Source organism: Arthrobacter sp. Z4-13 (genome assembly GCF_054792705.1).
In genome coordinates this window covers 2,633,297-2,650,647 of record NZ_CP096459.1, presented here as the reverse complement: position 1 = coordinate 2,650,647, position 17,351 = coordinate 2,633,297, and the positions used below count along the sequence as shown (strand labels likewise).

General features: G+C 65.0%; 19 protein-coding genes. 9 read left to right on the top strand and 10 right to left on the bottom strand.

Annotation, left to right across the window (positions count from 1 at the left end; genetic code table 11):
* Positions 1 to 5 precede the first annotated feature (5 nt).
* Positions 6 to 1,046, bottom strand: a complete 1,041-nt coding sequence (dapD, locus tag M1E07_RS13950; protein WP_461187260.1) for a 2,3,4,5-tetrahydropyridine-2,6-dicarboxylate N-succinyltransferase — start codon at positions 1,044 to 1,046, stop codon at positions 6 to 8.
* Between the two features lie 50 nt (positions 1,047 to 1,096).
* Between dapD and dapE the strand changes: the two genes are divergently transcribed.
* Positions 1,097 to 2,233, top strand: a complete 1,137-nt coding sequence (gene dapE / locus M1E07_RS13945) for a succinyl-diaminopimelate desuccinylase (RefSeq protein WP_461187259.1) — start codon at positions 1,097 to 1,099, stop codon at positions 2,231 to 2,233.
* Between the two features lie 88 nt (positions 2,234 to 2,321).
* On the opposite strand, the gene M1E07_RS13940 is transcribed toward dapE, so the two are convergent.
* The 4 genes from M1E07_RS13940 to M1E07_RS13925 all read right to left on the bottom strand — a co-directional run bounded on the left by M1E07_RS13940 (position 2,322) and on the right by M1E07_RS13925 (position 5,604).
* Positions 2,322 to 3,161, bottom strand: a complete 840-nt coding sequence (locus M1E07_RS13940) for an amino acid ABC transporter permease (RefSeq protein WP_461187258.1) — start codon at positions 3,159 to 3,161, stop codon at positions 2,322 to 2,324.
* Positions 3,158 to 3,808, bottom strand: a complete 651-nt coding sequence (locus M1E07_RS13935) for an amino acid ABC transporter permease (protein WP_102974984.1) — start codon at positions 3,806 to 3,808, stop codon at positions 3,158 to 3,160. Before M1E07_RS13935 ends, M1E07_RS13940 begins: the two co-directional genes overlap by 4 nt.
* A gap of 82 nt (positions 3,809 to 3,890) precedes the next feature.
* Positions 3,891 to 4,778, bottom strand: a complete 888-nt coding sequence (locus tag M1E07_RS13930; protein ID WP_461187257.1) for a glutamate ABC transporter substrate-binding protein — start codon at positions 4,776 to 4,778, stop codon at positions 3,891 to 3,893.
* A gap of 70 nt (positions 4,779 to 4,848) precedes the next feature.
* A complete protein-coding gene (locus M1E07_RS13925) occupies positions 4,849 to 5,604 on the bottom strand; it encodes an amino acid ABC transporter ATP-binding protein (RefSeq protein WP_461187256.1) in 756 nt (251 codons plus the stop codon).
* Positions 5,605 to 5,708: 104 nt separating this feature from the next.
* Here M1E07_RS13925 and M1E07_RS13920 point away from each other — a divergent pair, with 104 nt between their 5' ends.
* The 4 genes from M1E07_RS13920 (at position 5,709) to M1E07_RS13905 (ending at position 8,596) form a co-directional block, all read left to right on the top strand.
* On the top strand, positions 5,709 to 6,491 hold the full coding sequence (locus tag M1E07_RS13920; RefSeq protein ID WP_461187255.1) for an LOG family protein: 783 nt from the start codon (positions 5,709 to 5,711) through the stop codon (positions 6,489 to 6,491).
* Positions 6,492 to 6,522: 31 nt separating this feature from the next.
* On the top strand, positions 6,523 to 6,951 hold the full coding sequence (locus M1E07_RS13915) for a DivIVA domain-containing protein (RefSeq protein ID WP_461187254.1): 429 nt from the start codon (positions 6,523 to 6,525) through the stop codon (positions 6,949 to 6,951).
* Positions 6,948 to 8,195 (top strand): hypothetical protein, encoded by a 1,248-nt coding sequence (locus M1E07_RS13910; protein WP_461187253.1) that lies wholly within the window; start codon positions 6,948 to 6,950, stop codon positions 8,193 to 8,195. Before M1E07_RS13915 ends, M1E07_RS13910 begins: the two co-directional genes overlap by 4 nt.
* 233 nt (positions 8,196 to 8,428) lie before the next feature.
* Entirely contained in the window at positions 8,429 to 8,596 is a 168-nt protein-coding gene (locus M1E07_RS13905; protein ID WP_009357720.1) for a DUF3117 domain-containing protein, read from the top strand.
* Between the two features lie 45 nt (positions 8,597 to 8,641).
* Here the strand turns inward: M1E07_RS13905 and M1E07_RS13900 are convergent, their stop codons facing one another.
* Positions 8,642 to 9,274, bottom strand: a complete 633-nt coding sequence (locus M1E07_RS13900; RefSeq protein WP_461187252.1) for an O-methyltransferase — start codon at positions 9,272 to 9,274, stop codon at positions 8,642 to 8,644.
* Positions 9,275 to 9,503: 229 nt separating this feature from the next.
* On the opposite strand from M1E07_RS13900, the gene sigE reads away from it, so the two are divergent.
* From sigE to M1E07_RS13885, 3 genes are all read left to right on the top strand, one after another.
* Complete coding sequence (gene sigE, locus M1E07_RS13895; protein ID WP_461187251.1) at positions 9,504 to 10,118, top strand: RNA polymerase sigma factor SigE; 615 nt, start codon at positions 9,504 to 9,506, stop codon at positions 10,116 to 10,118.
* A 7-nt stretch (positions 10,119 to 10,125) separates the two neighbouring features.
* Positions 10,126 to 10,992: an anti-sigma factor gene (locus M1E07_RS13890; protein ID WP_461187250.1), complete on the top strand. Its 867-nt coding sequence runs from the start codon at positions 10,126 to 10,128 to the stop codon at positions 10,990 to 10,992.
* A gap of 69 nt (positions 10,993 to 11,061) precedes the next feature.
* Positions 11,062 to 11,475: a Sec-independent protein translocase family protein gene (locus tag M1E07_RS13885; RefSeq protein ID WP_461187249.1), complete on the top strand. Its 414-nt coding sequence runs from the start codon at positions 11,062 to 11,064 to the stop codon at positions 11,473 to 11,475.
* Between the two features lie 35 nt (positions 11,476 to 11,510).
* On the opposite strand, the gene M1E07_RS13880 is transcribed toward M1E07_RS13885, so the two are convergent.
* From M1E07_RS13880 to M1E07_RS13870, 3 genes are read right to left on the bottom strand one after another with little or no spacing between them, the layout of a single operon-like run.
* Positions 11,511 to 12,641, bottom strand: coding sequence for an Mrp/NBP35 family ATP-binding protein (locus M1E07_RS13880; RefSeq protein WP_461190404.1), 1,131 nt, complete (start codon positions 12,639 to 12,641; stop codon positions 11,511 to 11,513).
* Between the two features lie 11 nt (positions 12,642 to 12,652).
* Positions 12,653 to 13,351 carry a DUF1003 domain-containing protein gene (locus M1E07_RS13875; protein WP_461187248.1) on the bottom strand — a complete coding sequence of 233 codons (699 nt, stop codon included), beginning with the start codon at positions 13,349 to 13,351 and terminating at the stop codon, positions 12,653 to 12,655.
* Entirely contained in the window at positions 13,335 to 14,618 is a 1,284-nt protein-coding gene (locus tag M1E07_RS13870; RefSeq protein WP_461187247.1) for a magnesium transporter MgtE N-terminal domain-containing protein, read from the bottom strand. Before M1E07_RS13870 ends, M1E07_RS13875 begins: the two co-directional genes overlap by 17 nt.
* A gap of 77 nt (positions 14,619 to 14,695) precedes the next feature.
* Between M1E07_RS13870 and M1E07_RS13865 the strand changes: the two genes are divergently transcribed.
* Entirely contained in the window at positions 14,696 to 15,643 is a 948-nt protein-coding gene (locus tag M1E07_RS13865) for a YflT domain-containing protein (RefSeq protein WP_461187246.1), read from the top strand.
* 76 nt (positions 15,644 to 15,719) lie between these two features.
* On the opposite strand, the gene M1E07_RS13860 is transcribed toward M1E07_RS13865, so the two are convergent.
* A complete protein-coding gene (locus tag M1E07_RS13860; protein ID WP_461187245.1) occupies positions 15,720 to 17,300 on the bottom strand; it encodes an aminopeptidase P family protein in 1,581 nt (526 codons plus the stop codon).
* Positions 17,301 to 17,351 lie beyond the last annotated feature (51 nt).

Sequence of the window (17,351 nt, the reverse complement as noted above, 5' to 3'; positions counted from 1 at the left end):
ATAAATCAGTTGGCGTGCAGGGCGACGTTCAGTTCCACGGTCTGGCCCGCGCGGGGGAGGACCTCCACCGCGCCACTGGTGGAGTTGCGGCGGAACAGCAGGTTGGGGACGCCGGAGAGTTCTGCGGCCTTCACGATCTTGGTGGTGTCTTCGCCCACCTCGTCCTTCGGACCAGGCACACGCACCCGCGTTCCTGCCGTGACATAAAGGCCGGCTTCCACCACGGAATCGTCGCCGATGCTGATACCCACGCCGGAGTTCGCACCGAGCAGGACCCGCTCTCCGATGGTAATTTTCTCTTTGCCGCCGCCGGACAGTGTGCCCATAATGGACGCTCCGCCACCGACGTCACTGCCGTCGCCGGTCACCACCCCGGCGGAGATCCGGCCTTCAACCATGGAGGTGCCCAGCGTTCCGGCGTTAAAGTTGACGAAGCCTTCGTGCATCACAGTGGTGCCTTCGGCCAGGTGGGCACCCAGGCGCACGCGGTCGGCGTCGGCAATCCTGACACCGGTGGGGACCACGTAGTCCACCATGCGGGGGAACTTGTCGATGCCGTACACGGTGACGGCCCCGCGGCGGCGCAGGCGTGCACGCGTCAGTTCGAAGCCCTCTACCGCTGCCGGCCCGAAGTTGGTCCACACCACATTCGGCAGCTTGCCGAAGATGCCGTCCAGGTTGATGGTGTTCGGCCGGACCAGGCGGTGCGAGAGCAGGTGCAGGCGAAGGTAGGCGTCAGCGGTGTCGGCCGGGGCTTCATCGAGGTTGATCTGGACAAAGACCACCTTCTGCTCGGTGCCTCGGTCCTCATCGGTGCCGGCTTCGGCGATCCGCGTGAGAACGTCATCCGCGTTCTCCACTGCACGCAGGTTTTCGGCGGCTACACCCAGGGCCGGGGCCGGGAACCAGACGTCCAGGACGGTGGCATCACCTGCGTCATTGCCCGCGGCAACTGCAATCGTGGCGACGCCGAAGCCGTAAGCGGAGCGTTCTTCGGTGGGGGCGTTCTGGGTTTCGGGCACAGCGGAGGAAGCAGTCTCAGTCATGTTCCCAGTCTATCGACGGCCGGGGACCTGCTCCGAACTAGACTGGCTTCGTGACTGCCGAAACCGCCCCCGGACCTTCCACCCTTCCGCTCGACCTGCGCCAGGACGTTGCGCTCCTGACCGCCGCCATCATGGACATCAACAGTGTGTCCGGTAATGAGACGGCCCTGGCTGACGCCGTCGAAGCGGCCCTGTTGACCATTCCGGAACTGCACCTTGTCCGTGACGGTGATTCCATCATTGCCCGCACGGAGCTGGGCAACCCGGAACGCGTCATCCTGGCAGGCCACCTGGACACTGTTCCGCTGCCGTTGACCGAAGGGTCCAAGGGGACGGTCCCCTCCCGCTGGGAGTCCGGCGTCCCCGGGGAAGGGATCCTGTACGGCCGCGGCGCAACCGACATGAAGGGCGGCGTCGCCGTGCAGCTCGCCCTGGCGGCCTCAATGTTCGACGGCGGGTCCACCCCCAAGCGGGACGTCACCTTTGTTTTCTACGACCACGAGGAGGTGGAGGCCGTCAAGAGCGGGCTGGGCCGGCTGGTGCGCAACCATGGCCACCTGCTTGACGGCGACTTCGCCATACTGCTGGAACCCACCGACGGCACCGTGGAGGGCGGATGCAACGGTACCAGCCGGTTCGAGGCAACAACGGTGGGGGAGGCGGCCCACTCCGCCCGCGCATGGATGGGCAGCAACGCCATCCATGCGGCGGCACCTATCCTGGCCAGGCTGGCAGCCCATGACCCGGCCACCGTCAACGTGGACGGGCTGGAATACCGCGAGAGCCTGAACGCGGTGAAAATCAACGGCGGCACTGCCGGCAATGTTATTCCGGACCGGTGCGTGGTGGAGATCAACTACCGCTTTGCGCCGGACAAGACGCCGGACCAGGCCGAAGCCGTGGTGCGGGAGCTCCTGGAAGGCTTCGACGTCGTCCGCACCGATGCCGCCGCCGGTGCACGCCCCGGGCTCCAGCACCCTGCAGCCGCTTCCTTCGTTGCCGCCGTCGGAGCCGAGCCGAAACCCAAGTACGGCTGGACCGACGTCGCGCGTTTCAGTGAGCTGGGGATCCCAGCGGTGAACTTCGGGCCCGGTGATGCCTTGCTGGCACACAAGGACAACGAACACGTCCACGCCGATGCCGTCCGGAAATGCCTGCAGGCGCTGCAGGACTGGCTGGCGGCCTGACGCCAGGACAAGCCTGGCGTTAACGGACGATGGCCCGGACCGAAAGGTCCGGGCCATCGCTCATTAACAAAAGGGCTTGTGCGAACGGTCAGGGGACCGGGGCGTTCGCCTTTTCGGGTTCTGCCTTGGCCACGCCGCCTGCCGCCTTCTTGGACCCGCGGCGCTCGATCCACACGGCGATGCGTGAAACGAGGATGTTGATGGCGATGTAGATCGCCGCGGCCACGAAGAAGATGGGGAACAGGAACTGCGTGCCCAGGAAGTCCGCCATCACCTGCACGGCGCGCAGGAGTTCGCCGTATGCCACGATGTAGCCCAGCGAGGTGTCCTTCAGGAGCACCACCATCTGTGCCACCAGCGAGGGCATCATCCGCCGGACTGCCTGGGGCAGTTCGATCAGCATGCGGGACTTGAAGCTGGTCAGGCCAATGGCGAGCCCGGCTTCCCGTTGGCCCTTGGGAAGAGACTGGATGCCGGCACGGATGATCTCCGCGAACACTGCCGAGTTGTAGAGAACCAGGCCGGTGACAACGGCAATGAACGGCGAGGTGCCGAAGCCCAGGAGGACGAACAGCATCATCAGGACCACGGGCATGCCGCGCAGGAATTCCAGTACCACCCGGACAGGAATCCGGATAAAGGCGGCATCGGAAATGCGCAGCAGGCAGAGAAGCAGTCCCAGCGGGAAGGCGATGACAGCCGCCAGGGCGGCGGCGCTCAGCGTTGCACCGAGGCCGTTGCCCAGGAGTGTCCAGACATCGGCCCGGGTAAAGATTTGCCAACGGCGGCCTTCGAAAATGCCCTGCTGGGCGAAGGTCATGATGATCCAGGCCAGCAGGCCCAAAATCAGCAGGGACCCTACGACCGAACCAATCAGGGAAATACGCCTGGCTTTGGGGCCGGGAACATCGTAAAGGACGGAGCTCATCGGGCAATCGCCACCTTTCGTTCCACCGTGCTGGCCAGGATGCCCAGCGGAACGGTGAGGAGCAGATAGAAGAACGCAACACCCAGCAGAACGGGGATCACAGCATCACCGTTGGCGTTGGCCAGCTGCCGGCCGTAGCCGAACAGTTCGAGGACAAAGAAGGCGCCGGCCACAGAGGAGTTCTTTACCAGGGCGATCAGGATGTTGATCAACGGCGGGACCACCGTCCGCAGGGCCTGCGGCAGGATGATGAGGTTCAGGACCTGCCCGAAGTTCATGCCGATGCTGCGCGCGGCCTCGGCCTGGCCCACCGGGACGCTGTTGACACCTGAGCGGACAGCTTCGGCGATGAACGCTGCGGTGTAGGTACTGAGCGCAATGATTGCGGCAATCTCGAACTGCTCGAATTTCACTCCGAGCCGGGGGAGGACAATCGCGGCAAAGAAGAAGGCGATGGTCAGCGGAGTGTTGCGGAGAACCTCCACATAGACCGTGCTGAAGCCGCGGAGCGCAGCCACCGGGGAAACCCTGGCCGCCGCGAGCAGGGTTCCGAGCACCAGCGCGATGACGCCGGAAACTGCGGAAAGGAAGAGGGTGCGGAGAAAACCGTTCCAGTACAGGGGGAGGTTTTCAAGAATGACGTCCATTGGATCCTTCGGCTCTGGGCGTGGACGGGTGGAGACAGTGGTTGCCGGGGCCGCTCGGCAGCCCCGGCAACCACTGAATTACCTAGTAGCGGTCGAGCGCGGGCAGCTCAGGGGCAGTCTTGATAACTGAACCTGCCGTAGCTTCCCAGGCCGTCTTGTAGGTCCCCTCCTCCTGGAATGCTTCCAGCTGGTCGTTGATCCAGTTGCGGAACTCGGTGTCGTCCTTCTTCAGGCCGATGCCGTAGGGCTCCTTGGTGAAGGTCTCGTCGGAAGCGAGCTTGAAGGCGTCCGGTTCCTTGTCCACAAAGCCTGCGAGGATCACGTTGTCGGTGGTGATGGCTTCAACCTGCTTGTTGCGCAGCGGCTCGAGGCAGGCGGAGTAGGTGGCAGCCGGGACGAGTTCGGCCTTGTACTTGTCCACGATGGTGGCGGCCGGTGTCGAACCGGTGACCGAGCAGACCTTCTTGCCCGCAACGTCCTCAGGGGTCTTGATGGCGTCGTTGTCCTTGTTCACCATCAGCGCCTGGCCGGCTTCGTAGTACGGGCCGGCGAAGCTGACAACCTGCTTACGCTTGTCGTTGATGGTGTACGTGGCGATCACCAGGTCCACCTTGCCCTGCTCGATGAACGGTTCGCGGTTGGCCGAAACAGTCTCGGACCATTCGATCTTGTCAGCGGCGATGCCCAGCTTGGCGGCGATCAGCTTGCCGATTTCAACGTCGAACCCGACAGGCTTGCCGTCCAGGCCCACCTGGCCGAAGAGCGGCTGGTCGTACTTGGTGCCGATCTTGATGGTGCCGGCCGAGGCGAGCTTTTCCATGGTGGTGCCAGCCGCGAAGGTGGGCTTTTCGGCCACGGTGGGGTCGCTGGTGGTGCCGGCTCCGCCTCCGCCGCAGGCGCTCAGGGACAGGGCGAGGGCAGCGGTAGCCGCCACGAAGAATGACTTCCGCCGGGTCATAAATGCCTTCATGACATTCCTTTCATTGATGGCCGTGGGTCACGGCCTGGATGCGAACTGAGAGTGTTTGTTCGTAGGTGGTTCAGTGGGTGAGGAGCTTGGAGAGGAAATCCTTGGCGCGGTCGCTCTTGGGATTGGTGAAGAACTCCTCCGGGGTGGCGTCCTCGACGATCTGGCCGTCCGCCATAAAAACCACGCGGTCTGCGGCTTTGCGGGCGAATCCCATCTCGTGGGTGACCACGATCATGGTCATGCCCTCCTTGGCCAGCTGGATCATCACATCCAGGACCTCGTTGATCATTTCGGGGTCCAGGGCCGAGGTGGGCTCGTCGAAGAGCATGACCTTGGGCTTCATGGCCAGGGCCCGGGCGATGGCAACGCGCTGCTGCTGCCCGCCGGACAGCTGGGCGGGGAGTTTCGGAGCCTGATGGCCAACGCCCACGCGTTCAAGGAGCGCCATGGCGTCCTTGTCCGCGGTTGCCTTCGCAATGCCCTTGACCTTGATGGGTCCAAGGGTGACATTTTCCAGGATGGTCTTGTGGGCGAAGAGATTGAACGACTGGAAGACCATTCCGACGTCGGCCCGTAGCTGCGCGAGTTCCTTGCCTTCCTCGGGAAGGACCTTTCCATCGATGCTGATAGTGCCGCCTTCAATGGTTTCAAGGCGGTTGATGGCGCGGCACAGGGTGGACTTACCGGAGCCTGACGGCCCGATGACCACAACAACCTCGCCCTTGCGGACCTGCAGATTGATGTCCTTCAAAACGTGCAGCTGGCCGTAATGCTTATTTACGGCGTTCAGGGAGACGAGGGCATCGCCGGGCACATGAGTAGTCATAGAAAGAATCTAGCGAAGAACGGCAGCTTATGATGCGAATCACCCCAAGTTCCTGCGGATCGTGATTCAAGAGATACCTCCCGCCGGCAGGTTAGCCTTGGGGAATGAGCATCAGTGCAGATCCGGCAAAAAACACCCAGCCGCGCCGTAAAGGACCCCTTGAACTCCGCCGTAAACAGGCGTCGGTGGAAATGTCCGACCAGCATCTGCTGGATACGAAAGGCCTTGGTCAATTTGTGCACACGGATCCGTGGCGGGTGCTGAGGATCCAAAGCGAATTCGTAGAGGGCTTTGGGGCGCTCGCCGACCTCGGCCCGGCCGTCAGCGTCTTCGGTTCAGCCCGGACCAAACCTGGAAGCCCGTACTACGAGATGGGCGTCGAAGTGGGGCGGAAACTTGGGGAAGCCGGTGTCGCAGTCATCACCGGAGGCGGTCCGGGCTCCATGGAAGCGGCGAACCGCGGCGCTGTCGAGGGCAACGGGGTTTCAGTGGGGCTCGGCATCGAGCTCCCGTTTGAGCAGGGCCTGAACCAGTGGGTGGACCTGGGCATCAACTTCCGGTACTTCTTCGCCCGCAAGACGATGTTCGTTAAGTATGCGCAGGGATTTATCGTCCTGCCGGGCGGCCTTGGGACACTGGACGAACTCTTCGAGGCCATGGTCCTGGTGCAGACCCGGAAGGTGACATCCTTCCCGATCGTGCTGCTGGGCGTTGATTTCTGGGGCCCGATGATCGATTGGATCAGGGGAACGCTGGTGGCTGAAGGCATGGTCTCGGAAAAGGACCTGGACCTGATCCAGGTGGTTGATGACCCCGCGGAAGCCGTGGACCGGGTACTCCACGTGGCCATCACCCCCTCGATGAACGGCGAACAGCGCCCGGAGTAGCGATGGCGGCCGGGTCTGGCACGATAGGTTAGTGACTTTTTTCCTGGTCTTCCTCGCCGTGGCCCTGATCGGCGCCGTCCTCTGGGCCAGCGCAGGGGGCCGTTCCGGCAAGCCCGGCGGCCGCGCGCTGCCTGCCCTCCTGGACGCCGGTCTTGAGCCGCCCCCGGCCAACCTCCCGCCGGTCCTTTTGCCCGCCAATGCTGCGCCCCAGGACGTGGACCGCGTCCGGTTTTCGCTTGGCCTGCGCGGCTACCGGATGGACCAGGTGGACCAGGTGCTCGATGACCTGAAGGACCAGCTTGCATCCAGCAGGTTCGAAGTCGAAACGCTGAAGGCCCGGCTGCAGGCGCTGGAAGAAGCGGGGGCGCCCGCCGGGACAGGAGCGCAGGCGGAACCACCGGTAGTTGAAGCCAGCGGGCATGCGGGCGCAGGGTCCGGGGCAGGGGAGGACCAGGCTTGAGCACCGCCACCCGACGGGGAACAGGCATTTCAGTGTCTGTCCAGGCGCTCGCTGTCCGCTTCCGCGAAACGATCAGGGGCTGGCCTTGGTGGCTGCAGGTCTTGGCCATCTACGTTATGGCACGGTTCATCAGCGCCGGAATTTTTATGGCCGCTGCCCTCCACCAGGGGCCCAATCCCTGGTTCCCGGCCAAGCCGGACTACTGGAACTTCATCAACATCTGGGACGCACGCTGGTACGGCAGGGTGATTGCTGAAGGTTATCCCACTACCCTTCCCGTGGATGGCGCGGGCAATGTCCAGGAAAATACGTGGGCCTTCTATCCCCTGTACCCGTCCCTGGCAGGTGGGCTTAGCAGGCTGACGGGTTTGGCCCCTGCTGCCTCGCTAACCATTATCAGCATGTTGTCCGGCCTGGCTGCCGCGCTGGTGGTCTACGTGCTCTTCCGGCATAAGGCACCACACGGGCCGGCACTGTGGGCGGTGGCGTTCTTCGCTACGTTCCCCGTGTCCGCGGTGCTCCAGGTGCCGTATGCGGAACCTTTGTCACTGCTGCTGCTCGCGGCCTCGTTGCTGTTGGTTGTCCGGCGGCAGTACCTCTGGGCCATCCCGGTGGTGGTGGTGCTGTGCCTCTCGCGTCCGGTGGGTGTTCCGTTCGCGGCCATGCTGGGGCTCCTAGTGATCCGTTGGCTGGTGCAGCGCTTCCGCGGCCGGGGAGCAGCCCCGCATTCGGTCCGGGACCTGGCGGCACTGACCACCCTCACGGCAGTGGCAGGCGTCTCGGCCCTGGCGTGGCCGGCCGCAGCATGGGCGGCCACGGGGGATATCCAGGCCTACACGAAGACGGAGACGGTGTGGCGGGGCCATGACCTGGTACCGTTCAAGCCGTGGTTCGACACCGGCGTCGACCTCTTTGGCCCGGTGCTCGGAGTAATGGCGCCTTTCATTTTTGTGGCGCTCTTCGGCGCGATGCTGTACCTGCCGCCGGTGGTCAGGCTCGGCGTTGAACTCCGCCTGTGGTGCGCCTGCTACATGGGCTACCTGGTGATGTTCCTCCACCCGCAGACAAGTACTTTCCGTATGCTGCTGCCGCTTTTCCCGCTGGCGCTGGGCGCCGCGCTCCTGTCACGGTCCCGGGCTTACCGGGGAACTGTCGTGGTGATGTTCGTGCTGTTGCAGATCGTGTGGATCGTGTGGCTGTGGGCATGGGCGCAGCTTCCCGGCGGCGGGGATTATCCGCCGTAGATAATTCGGCTTCCGTGCAGGTCAGAGTGGAAATTGCACCCGTCCGCAAATGTCCATCGATTAGCTACGGACGGGTAATTCCGCGATAATGGTAGGTAAGCAAGGACAATAAGCATTCGGAATACGTGCAGCCCCGGCGGTGTCCATCCACTCCGCTATGGCAGCTTGATCTACATGCGGACACAGCCCACCCGGGCTGATCAGTCCTGGGACTAAATGGAGGGGAATTCCTCATGGCGGCTATGAAACCACGCACCGGCGACGGCCCAATGGAAGTCACCAAGGAGGGCCGCAGCCTGATCATGCGCGTCCCGCTCGAAGGCGGCGGGCGCTTGGTGGTCGAACTGAATGCTGCCGAAGCGGCCAACCTCAAGGAATGCCTGGTCGGCGTCACCGAATAATCGTGCAGGACAGGATCCGCAGTCCTTCGGGCTGCGGATCCTGTCTTATTTTTTGACTGCTACCAGCAGGCCGTCGCCGGTGGGAAGCATGGCCGAAGCCAGCCTGTCGTCGTCGCGGATGCTCTTCCCCACCTGGCGCAGGACTACCGTAGTGGCCTCGCGGCCGGCCGGGTTCGCCACCTTGTCCTTGTCCAGTGCATCGTTGATGATCAGCAGCCCGGCGGGCTTCAGGAGCCGGATGGCCTGATCCACATAACCGGGAAGTCCCGGCTTGTCCGCATCGATGAACACGAGGTCGTACGCTCTGTCCGTGAGGCGCGGCAGGACGTCGCCGGCGCGGCCGGAGATGGTCCGCGTCCGGTTGGCCGGGCTGCCGGCCTCCGAGAAGGCTTCCCGTGCGGCTTTAAGATGTTCGACGTCCACATCGATGGTGGTGAGGACAGCATGCGGACCGAGGCCGCGGAGCAGGCAGACGCCCGAAACGCCGGCGCCCGTTCCGATCTCGACGGCGGTCTGGGCCTTGGATGACGCTGCCAGCACGGTGAGAACTGCGCCAACGCCCGGCCCGATGGGCGAGACTCCCAGTTCGAAAGACCGCTCCCGCGCCCGCAGCATGACCTCATCCTCAGCGGGCAGATCTTCTGCATAGGACCAGCTGGTGGACTTGTCGGCGCTCATGGATTTTCGCTTTCTGGGCGTCAGGGGGAGTGTCCTCTACAGCCTACTGTGTCGTGGGGCAACAGCCGGGAAGGCAGGCTGTTGCGCCTACGGCTGAAGTTTTCCTGCAGTCAGGAAATTCCCAGCCAAGTTTGAAATGATTATTCTCCAGTCATCCTTAGGGTGGCCGGCGCCGAATCAGTTATGTCAACCGTGTCCGGGCGTTAGCATTCCACGAGGGGAGTGGACGATGTCATCACCAGTTGTGGCACCTGTCCCTGCAGCAAATAATCCCGAGGCCGAGTGGGTGCGCCCCACTTGGGAAGAAGTGGTGACCAACCACTCCGCCAAGGTATACCGGCTGGCCTACCGCCTGACCGGAAACAAGTACGACGCCGAGGACCTCACCCAGGAGGTGTTCGTCCGCGTCTTCCGGTCGCTGGAGAATTTCAAGCCCGGGACCCTGGACGGCTGGCTGCACCGCATCACCACCAATCTTTTCCTGGACCAGGCGCGGCGGAAAACCCGCATCCGCTTCGACGCCCTTGCCGAGGATGCAGAATCGCGGATCCCCGGGCGTGAACCTGGGCCGGAGCAGAGCTTCGAGCTGAACAACCTGGACCTTGATGTCCAGGCTGCGCTGGAGGAACTCCCGCCGGACTTCAGGGCAGCCGTGGTTCTTTGCGACCTCGAAGGCCTGTCCTACGACGAGGTTGCTGAGGCCCTGGGTGTCAAGCTCGGCACTGTGCGCTCCCGCATCCACCGTGGCCGCACCATGCTTCGCGAAAAGCTGGCCCACCGTGATCCGCGTCCGCAGCAGTCCAGGCCCAAGCTGTCGTTGCCGCGCATCGCCGGCATCCTCTGAACGGCGCATGAGGCCCCAGTTTCCGCTTGGCCGCCCGCATCAGCGCACCGCCAGCCATATCCAGTCCTGCCCCGAATGCGCTTCGGCGGTGCGCCGGGAGCGCCAGTACCTGGAACGGCTGCGGGACGCGCCCATTCCGCCGGCAAGCGATGACCTGACCGCCCGGCTCCTGGCCAGGACGCGGGAGCTGGCCGCCCAGCCGCCGGTTACTGCCCCGCAGCACCAGGCACCACGGGCCGCGGTCCGGGTGCTCGCCTTGGCGGCCGGGAGCACTGTTGCCGCAGCCGGTGTGCTCGCTGCCGGTGCTTTCGCCGTGGCCGGCGACCCGGTCCCGGCAGGTGCTGCAACAGCGGCCGCCCTCTCCCAGGTATCGGCACAAACTCCGGCTGACGGCAGGACCCTGAGCGCCGAACAGCTGTCCGGGCTGCGCTCGGAGGGCTGGGTATGCCCCGAGCTCGAGGCGATGGGATTCCACCTTGAGTCGGCGAAAGCCATGGTGCTCGAGGGCCGCCCCGCCGTCGAACTGAAGCTCTCCGACGGGGCGCACTATGCCACCGTCATCGAATGGCACGGCCCGGGCGTTGGTCCCGCAGCCGATCCGGGTGCGCGGCAGGCCGGGCCGCCGTTGCAGATACTGGCGTCGTCGCCCTGGTCCGCGACCTATCGGGCGCCGGGCCGCACCTTTACCTATGTCTCCGATCTCCCGGCGGAACAGGCTGACGACGCCGTGCCCATCCTGCGGCGCCTCAGCGAACAGGCGGGGGAGGGTGTGACGGCGGAAGTGCTGGAGGAGCCCCCGGCGCCGGAGCCTGAGGCGGTGGGAGCGCGCCTGCAGCGTGGCGTGAACAAGATTGTGGCTCTTTTTACCCAGTAAAGCGGACAGTTCCCGCCGCACGCGGACGGGAATCGTCACTGGCAGCCCGGAGAGGGTAATCTTCCTAAAGTGTTTGGAATCAACGGCCCGGAGTTCTTTCTTCTGCTGATCATTGGCGTCCTCGTGATCGGCCCCCAGCGGCTGCCCGAATACACCCAGAAACTGGCGAACCTGGTCAAGGAAGTGCGCCGTATGGCCTCCGGCGCGCGCGAGCAGATCAAGGAAGAAGTGGGGATCGACATCGACGATGTCGACTGGAAGAAGTACGATCCCCGCCAGTACGATCCCCGGCGCATCATCAAAGAGGCGCTCCTGGACGATGACACCAAGCCGGTCAGTGCCGGTGCGCCTGCTGCTGTTGCGGCCGTCGCCGGCGCCGCTGCCGTGGCGGGTTCGGACACCGCGGCTCCGAAGCGGCCCGAGCGGGTGCTTCAGTCACTTCCGGCGGGCGAGGCTGCCCCTTTCGACACTGAAGCCACCTAGCCAGGCTGCCCGGGGAAGTCCGTACGGGGAAGGCCCTAGCGGGGCTGCAGCCCCAGCTTCATCCCGGCCAGCCCCCGCGGCTTTGCCGCCAGCCTCCCGGCGATGCCCGAGAGTGCTTCCGCCGCCGGTGTTCCTGCCTGGCCGAGGACAATCGGTATCCCCGTGTCGCCGCCCTCCCTCAGCTGGATGTCCAAAGGGATCTGCCCCAGCAGCGGCACGTCCGCGCCCACAGTGGCCGTCAGCCGTTCGGCGAGGATGGCCCCGCCGCCGCTTCCAAACAGTTCCATCCTGCCGCCGTCGGGCATTTCCAGGTAGGACATGTTCTCGATGACGCCGGCCACGGACTGGCCCGTCTGGGTGGCGATGGCGCCGGCCCTTTCGGCGACGTCGGCCGCTGCGGCCTGCGGCGTGGTGACCACCAGGATTTCGGCCTTGGGCAGCAGCTGCGCCACGGAGATGGCAATGTCGCCGGTGCCGGGCGGCAGGTCCAGGAACAGCACGTCAAGGTCACCAAAGTAGACGTCCGTCAGGAACTGCTCAAGGGCCCGGTGCAGCATGGGCCCGCGCCAGGCCACGGGCTGGTTGCCGCTCACGAACATCCCGATGGAAATCACCTTCACGTCATACGCAACCGGCGGAAGGATCATGTCGTCCACGCGGGTGGGCGCCTGGCTGATGCCCATCAGGGCGGGAACGGAAAAGCCATAGACGTCGGCGTCCACGATTCCAACGCGCAGCCCTTGTGCGGCCAGGGCACAGGCAAGGTTGACGGTCACGGAGGACTTTCCCACACCGCCCTTGCCGCTGGCCACCGCGTAGACCTTCGTCAGGGAGTTGGGCTCGTTGAAGGGGATGCCGCGCTGGCCGCCGGCACCGCGCAGCAGTTCCTTGAGGGCATCACGCTGCTCCTGCGTCATCACCTTCAGGTCGATGTCGACGGCAGCCACTCCCGGTACTGCCAGCAGCGCCTTGGTTGCGTCGGCGGTGATGGTGTCCCGCAGCGGGCAGCCGGAAATGGTGAGCAGGACAACCAGGCTGACCTTGCCGTCGTCGAAAACGTCGACGGACTCCACCATGCCCAGCTCAGTGATGGGACGGCGAAGTTCGGGATCGATGACCGTGGCCAGGGCGGCATTGACTGCCCCGGCCAGCGAGGTGTTATTGATGGGTGCGCTCCTTAGCGGTCCTGGGTTGAGTGCCCGGGCTTAACCCGGGGAATCTGTTGGGTGCGGGGGTTCCCCTGCCGGTCGCGCTGCTCCTTGAGTTTTTCCCGCACCTTGTCGCGCGGGGACTCGTGTTGCCCCTGCCCGGCCGGATCGTGGGTCCGGAGCTCCTCCTGGGCTTCCAGCATGTCTTCCAAAAGCGACCGCAGCTCCGCGCGGACGTAATCGCGCGTTGCCACCTCGCGCAGCGCAATCCGCAGCGATGCCAGTTCCCGGGTCAAATACTCGGTGTCTGACAGGTTGCGTTCGGCGCGCTGGCGGTCCTGCTGCAGCGAGACGCGGTCACGGTCGTCCTGGCGGTTCTGGGCCAGCAGCAGCAGCGGTGCCGCATAAGAGGCCTGCAGGGACAGCATCAGGGTCAGCAGGGTAAAACCGAGGTCGCGGGAATCGAACTGCCAAGCCAGCGGTGCCCACGTGTTCCAGGCCAGCCAGACGACAACGAAGACCGTCATGTAGACGAGGAACTGCGGCGTGCCCATAAAGCGGGCGAAGCCCTCCGTGGCGTGGCCGAACGCGTCCGGGTCAGGGGAGAACTTGGGGAGGATCCGCTGGCGGCCGCTCAGGGGCGTGTCGAGGCTGCCCTTCGCCGCTCCCTTGGCGGGGGGCCGCAGGTTGGGGTTTTTAGGAGCACCCATGTCAGCCAATGCGGCCACCGAGCCTTCTTATCGGGGCCTCGCCGTCATGGGCCCGCCAGTCATCGGGCAACAGATGATCCAGGACATCATCCACAGTCACCGCCCCCACAAGGCGGCCGGCTTCGTTTACCACCGGAAGGGAGTTCAGGTTGTAGGTGGCCAGAGTCCTGGCCACTTCGCTGATGTGGGCCTGGTCGGACAGCGGCTCAAGGTTCTTGTCCACGAGGTTGCCCAGGGGCTCGAACGGAGGGAAGCGCAGCAGCTGCTGGATGTGGACCACGCCCAGGAAACGTCCGGTGGGCGTCTCCAGCGGGGGCCTGGAAATGAAGATGGACGAGGCGAGGGCGGGCGAAAGCTCCTCCCGCCGGACGTGGGCAAGGGCCTCGGCCACCGTGGCTTCGGGCGGGAGGATGACCGGGACCGGGGTCATCAGGCCGCCGGCGGTGTCCTCGTCGTATTCCAGCAGGCGCCGCACGTCCTCTGCACCCTCAGGCTCCATCAGCTGCAGCAGTTCTTCTGCCTGCGCGGAGGGCAGCTCGCCGAGGAGGTCGGCGGCGTCGTCGGGGTCCATCTCCTCCAGTACGTCCGCGGCGCGCTGGACGTCCAAGGCGGAGAGGATCTCCACCTGGTCATCCTCCGGCAACTCCTGGAGGACGTCGGCCAGGCGCTCGTCCTGCAGCTCACTGGCCACCTCGAAGCGGCGCTTGTCGCTCATCTCCTGGAGTGCTTCGGCGAAGTCGGCGGGCTTGAGGTCTTCGTGGTTTGCAACGAACTGGGTGGCTGCCTGCGGCTCCGTGCGGGGGCCCTGCAAGGCGTCAGTCCAGTCGATGATGAGGGTTTCGTTGCGGCGCAGCCGGCTCAGCGGCGAGAGGGAATGACCACGCCGGACAAAAAGTTTGCTGACGAACCAGTCGCGGGAGCGGTGCTGGTCCATGGCAATGTCTTCGATGGTGGCGTCGCCGCTGCCGTCCCGGAGCGTGACGCGGCGGTCGAACATCTCCGCCACTACCAGTGTTTCAGCGCCGCGCTGCTCGAAGCGCCGCAGGTTGACCAGGCCGGTGCAGATGACCTGGGTCTGGTCGATCGAGGTAATCCGGGTCATGGGCACGAAGACCCGTTTCCTTCCGGGGACCTCCACCACGATGCCCACCACATGCGGGGGGCCCTGGGTGCCGCGGGAGAGCACAACAACATCGCGCAACCGGCCCAGCCGGTCGCCCAGCGGGTCGAAGACGTCCAGGCCCAGCAAGCGCGCCACAAAGACGCGGGTAGGAGTTGTGCTCACTCCTACAGGCTACCGAGTCTGCTCTCTTTTAGCTGAATTTACAGGCGGCGCACATAGTCATGGGCAAGAATGGGACTATGGCAAACATTTTTGGTGCTCCCAAGGCTGGCGGGCCCAACGGCGTGGACGAAGCCCGCGCGGTTCCCACCGGCGATACCGTCGGCTCCTACACTTCCTACCTGGACGCACAGAAGGCTGTGGACTACCTCGCGGACCAGCAGTTTCCGGTCCACATGGTGTCCATCGTGGGCAACGAACTGAAGATGGTGGAGCGGGTCACGGGGCGCCTGAGCTACCCGCGCGTGGCGCTGTCCGGGGCGCTGAGCGGCATGTGGTTCGGCCTGTTCGTTGGCGTGATGCTCTCCTTCTTCGCGCCGTCACCGGGGTACTTCTCCATCCTGACGTCCGTGCTGATGGGTGCGGCGTTCTTTATGCTTTTCGGCATCGTCACCTACGCCATGCAGCGCGGGAAGCGTGATTTCACCTCCACCAGCCAGGTGGTTGCCACCAGCTACGACGTCGTCGTTTCGCCGGAAGCAGCGCACGAGGCGCGCCGGCTGCTGCAGCAGCTGCCGATGACCCGCTCGGACGCCGCCGCAGGCAACGGCCCCTACACGCAGCGGGACTACCAGAACCAGCCCTACCAGCAGCCGGGCCAGGGCCCCGCCCGCCCGTCCGGCTGGAACGACCCGTACGGCCAGTCTTCAGGCAACCAGTCTTCGGGCTCCTCAGTACAAGAGAACCCCGCGTACGGGACGCCCGCCGCGCAGCAGCCCGATGCCGGCGCCCAGCAGCAGCCGGCGCCATCACCGGCGGTACGGTACCCCGACCTGCCGGATGGCCGGCCCCAGTACGGCGTCCGGCTTCCCCAGGGTCCTGAAGCCGAAGCCGGCGACGCGGCCGAAGGCCAGCAGGCTCCGGGGCCGCACGCGCCGGCGCGGCACTCGGCGGGACAGGCCGACGGCGGGCGGCCGGCAGACCAGCGGCCCGTGGACGATCAGCGACCGGACGACTTCCGTCAGTAATCGCGGCAAACGAAGCCCAAAGCAAAAGAGGGGGTCACCGGAAATTTTTTCCGCTGACCCCCGCTTTTGTGTGTAATTACTTTGCGCCCTCGGCTTCGCGGTAGATGCCGGCCATCCAGTTTTCCACGTCGTCCGCCTTGCGCGGCAGGGCGGCACTCAGGTTCACCGGACCCTCGGCGGTCATCAGGATGTCATCTTCGATCCGCACGCCGATGCCCCGGTATTCGGCGGGGATGGCGAGGTCCTCTTCCTTGAAGTACAGACCTGGTTCGATGGTGAACACCATGCCTTCGGTGAGGATGCCGTCCAGGTACAGCTCGCGCTTGGCCTGCGCGCAGTCGTGGACATCGAGGCCCAGGTGGTGGCTGGTTCCGTGCGGCATCCAGCGACGGTGCTGCTGGCCCTCCGGGCTGACCGCTTCTTCGACGCTGACCGGCAGGAGTCCCCATTCCGCCAGGCGCTCGGCGAGGACGGTAGTGGCGGCGGTGTGGATGTCGCGGAACCGTGTGCCGGGCTGCGCTGCGGCGAAACCGGCATCTGCGGCGTCCAGCACCGCTTCGTATACTTTGCGCTGGACGTCGGAGAACACCCCGGTTGCCGGCAGGGTCCGCGTGATGTCGGCGGTGTACAGCGAGTCAGCTTCCACACCGGCGTCCAGCAGCAGGAGCTCGCCGGCGTTGATCTTTCCGGTGTTGCGGGTCCAGTGCAGGACGGTGGCGTTGTTGCCCGAGGCCGCGATGGTGTCATAGCCCAGCTCGTTGCCCACCTCCCTGGCGCGGGCGAAGAAGGCACCCTCCACGACGCGTTCGCCGCGGACATGTGTCAGTGCCCGGGGCAGGGCCTTCACTACTTCCTCGAACCCTTCCACGGTGGCGGCGACTGCGAGCTTCATCTGCTCGATCTCCCACTCATCCTTGAGCAGGCGCAGCTCAGAGAGGGCTTCGCTGAGTTTTTCGTCGAGGGCATCGAGGACGGCGAGGTCCAGGTTGTCGGGGTCCTTCGCCGTGTTGTACCGCGCGGTGTCCACGAGGGCATCGATGTTTTCGTCCACCTTGCGCACCAGTCGGATGGAGATGCCGCCAATTTCAGGGGCGCCCACATTCTTGGTGATGGCCGTTTCGAGCTGGTCGATGTGTGCCGTGGGAAGGCCCAGGCGGGCCTCGAACTCGGCCAGCGTGGGACGGGCGCCGATCCAGAACTCGCCGGACCTTGAGTCGGCGTAGAACTGCTCGGTATCCCGCCCGGCCAGCGGCCGGAAGTACAGCGCCGCGCGGTGGTTGCCGCCGTCGTCGCCCTTTCCTTCTTCCACGGGCTCCAGGATCAGAACAGCGTCAGGCTCGTGGTCAAGGCCAAGCCCCGTGAGGTGCGCGAAGCCCGAGTGCGGGCGGAAGCGGTAATCACAGTCGTTGGAGCGCACCTTCAGCGGTCCCGCCGGGATGACCAGGCGTTCGCCCTTGAACTGGTCGGAGATGGCCTTGCGCCGGGTTGCGGCGTGGCTGGCAACGGCGTCGCGGGCCGGAAGCTCCTGGCTGGACGGCGCCCAATTGCCGGCCATAAAGGCCTTGAAGGCGTCGGAACTGGGCCGCTGGGAGCGGTTGTTGACGCGCTCCTCCAGGGGCTGGGAAGCAGAATTTTGGCTGTTATCGGCATCGTTCACGGCACCATCGTCTCACCAGCACGAAGGCTTGTGCGAATACCCGCACGAACT

Coding starts and splice junctions, on each gene's coding strand:
- M1E07_RS13935 (WP_102974984.1), bottom strand. CDS start 3,808: ATGGACGTCATTCTTGAAAACCTCCCCCTGTACTGGAACGGTTTTCTC.
- M1E07_RS13920 (WP_461187255.1), top strand. CDS start 5,709: ATGAGCATCAGTGCAGATCCGGCAAAAAACACCCAGCCGCGCCGTAAA.
- M1E07_RS13930 (WP_461187257.1), bottom strand. CDS start 4,778: ATGAAGGCATTTATGACCCGGCGGAAGTCATTCTTCGTGGCGGCTACC.
- M1E07_RS13925 (WP_461187256.1), bottom strand. CDS start 5,604: ATGACTACTCATGTGCCCGGCGATGCCCTCGTCTCCCTGAACGCCGTA.
- M1E07_RS13865 (WP_461187246.1), top strand. CDS start 14,696: ATGGCAAACATTTTTGGTGCTCCCAAGGCTGGCGGGCCCAACGGCGTG.
- dapD (WP_461187260.1), bottom strand. CDS start 1,046: ATGACTGAGACTGCTTCCTCCGCTGTGCCCGAAACCCAGAACGCCCCC.
- M1E07_RS13940 (WP_461187258.1), bottom strand. CDS start 3,161: ATGAGCTCCGTCCTTTACGATGTTCCCGGCCCCAAAGCCAGGCGTATT.
- M1E07_RS13905 (WP_009357720.1), top strand. CDS start 8,429: ATGGCGGCTATGAAACCACGCACCGGCGACGGCCCAATGGAAGTCACC.
- sigE (WP_461187251.1), top strand. CDS start 9,504: ATGTCATCACCAGTTGTGGCACCTGTCCCTGCAGCAAATAATCCCGAG.
- M1E07_RS13900 (WP_461187252.1), bottom strand. CDS start 9,274: ATGAGCGCCGACAAGTCCACCAGCTGGTCCTATGCAGAAGATCTGCCC.
- M1E07_RS13890 (WP_461187250.1), top strand. CDS start 10,126: ATGAGGCCCCAGTTTCCGCTTGGCCGCCCGCATCAGCGCACCGCCAGC.